This window comes from Allorhizocola rhizosphaerae (genome assembly GCF_003426775.1).
Classification (GTDB): Bacteria; Actinomycetota; Actinomycetes; order Mycobacteriales; family Micromonosporaceae; genus Allorhizocola; species Allorhizocola rhizosphaerae.
This window is the reverse complement of record NZ_QJUG01000450.1, coordinates 1-2182: the sequence shown is the minus strand read 5'-3', so window position 1 is coordinate 2182 and position 2182 is coordinate 1. Positions and strand designations below refer to the sequence as shown.

Annotated in this window: 2 protein-coding genes and 1 pseudogene; 1 reads left to right on the top strand and 2 read right to left on the bottom strand. The window is 67.1% G+C overall.

Going from position 1 to position 2182, the window contains the following annotated elements; genetic code table 11:
• Window positions 1-151 precede the first annotated feature (151 nt).
• Window positions 152-505, bottom strand: coding sequence for an SSI family serine proteinase inhibitor (locus DM816_RS41640; RefSeq protein ID WP_117215910.1), 354 nt, complete (start codon window positions 503-505; stop codon window positions 152-154).
• A gap of 227 nt (window positions 506-732) precedes the next feature.
• Between DM816_RS41640 and DM816_RS41635 the strand changes: the two genes are divergently transcribed.
• Entirely contained in the window at window positions 733-1353 is a 621-nt protein-coding gene (locus tag DM816_RS41635) for a hypothetical protein (RefSeq protein ID WP_117215909.1), read from the top strand.
• 239 nt (window positions 1354-1592) lie between these two features.
• Here DM816_RS41635 and DM816_RS41625 read toward each other — a convergent pair.
• Window positions 1593-2182 (bottom strand): annotated as a pseudogene (locus DM816_RS41625) (hypothetical protein); the annotation flags it as partial.

The window sequence follows — 2182 nt, the reverse complement described above, 5'->3', positions numbered from 1 at the left end:
GCGCCTGGACCCAAAAGTGGATGCGCCGGCCTGACCCTCTACGCCGTCCTGCGGCTCCTGCAACCCATACTCATGGTCATCACCGGCGCATGCCACATCTGCAACCGCACATTCGACGACACAACATAACAAAGTACTACTAGATGATGGTTCAAAAATTGAAAACATGTCCGCCGGTTTGACGGTTCGCGACGCACTGGTTGGAGAAGATCCCTTCAAATTCTTTTTCGGTACCGTTCCAGAGCCCGAAGGCACGGAGAGTCACCGGCGCGTACTCCGTCGTGCACACTCCGTCAGCGGGTGGGATGGCGGCGATGTCGCCGCGCGCCTTGACCAGCTGGCGGCACGCCGCCCTGGCCTCCGGATGCATGCCGCCGGTGGGCCTGCACGTCAGGGTCGCCCGCTTCTCCAGCCCCGCCTCGGTCGTAATGCTCAGGTCGTAGGACCCCGCCTCGGTCTCGGACTGCGAGCCACTCAGCAGCGCGAGTAACAAGACTCCGATCATCGTGAATCCGTCCCTCCATAATAGATCGTGTATATATGCACCATAAAGCCTAAATCACCCAACGACTCAACCCTTCGCTGGGTGACCATGTCGTACCCTTCGCGTTGACGTTCCACCAAACGTCGACGAGGATTCATGGTTGCCAAGAGGTAGTTTGGAGCCATCAGTGAACACGAGTGTCAAAGCCGAACCAGCCGTAGGCGAAGGCCCGCTACGGAGACTTTGACATGACCGTAGAACCGGGGCAGGTAATCATCGGCGAATTGCCTCCGCCCGCAGAAGGGCCGCTCGGCAGCGTCCCCTACCAGACGATCGAGCTGAACGAGTTTCATGAGCTGGGTCCCGACGGGCGCCCGGCCCGCCATCGCACGGTCCAGACCATCCGGGCCCTCGTCGACGGCGTGTCCACGCACCGCTACGTTTTCGACCTCGGCGAGGCCCGCGTCGAGCAGATCCACGGCGGCACGCCCGGCGACCCGTACCGCATCAAGGGCAACCTGTGGGCGGTCGAGCTCACCCTGCCGCGCACGCTCAACACGAGCGACGAGCACTCGCTCGAATACGTGACAACTTTTCGCGACAGCGAAAACCCGGTCGCCCCGCGTTTCCGGCGCGCCGCCCACCGCCGGATAGAAAACGCCGCCTTCCACGTGACGTTTCACCCCGACCGGCTGCCCACCCACGTCTGGTGGGCCCGTTGGGCCGACTACCGCCCGCCCAACGACCACATCATCGAGCGCACACCGGTCGACCTCGACGACCAGAACGCGGTGGCACGCCACGTCTCCGTCCTGGAACAAGCCGTAGCCGGCTTCCTCTGGCAATTCGACCAACCCCTTTCCGGTTGATCACGAACTTCACTCTTCATGATCAACTCCGCGACCGGGGTCAGGCCGGCTGGAGCGGTCGGGGGTCAGGCGGGGCACGCGATCGGCCCCCGCCTGCTCCGAGCGCACCCGGTCGACCGCCCGGCGGTGCGCGATGGTGAACACCCACGCGGCCAGCCGGATGGATCAGGCCGCTCACCCCTACGGCAGAGCCACTCGCACCCGGGATCCACATTGGACCAGGGGGCGGGGGACGACGGTCAGAGCAGGACGCGGCCGGAGACGCTGTCGAGGATGGGGCGGGCGGCCAGGGCGTCGTTGAGGGCGACGGTGACCGGGACGAGTTTGAGGGCGCCGATGCACGGGCCGGGTTTGGGTTGGGCGTATCCGCCGACGACCACGACATCGGTGGTCTCGTGCACGTAACCGACCGGGTCGGACGAGCAGGCGCTCACCCCGATGGTGAACTCGATGCGGCGCGGCTCGGCCAGCGTGAGCCGGTCGACGGTGGCGACATCGGACTCGCCCCACGGCGGGATCTCCGCCTGTGGCGGGAGGCCGAAGGTGGCCGGGTCGACCGCGACCCGCGCGACCGGCGAGCCGAAGCCGGTGGCACCGTCCACTGCGAACTGCCAGGCCGGCACGGCCAGCAGGCCCCGGTTGGTGCGCAGCTCCACCGTGCCCAACGTGGCGGCCGTGACGGTGAGCGGGGTGCACGTGTGCACCGCAGGCCCGCCCACGGCCGTGCCTGGGTCGGTGCTGGTCGGTGCGGGCACCCCGGCGCCGCTGCCCGCGCCCGGGTCGCACGGTATCCCGCCCCGCGCCCGCCCCAGCTCGCCGAAGGCCGCAG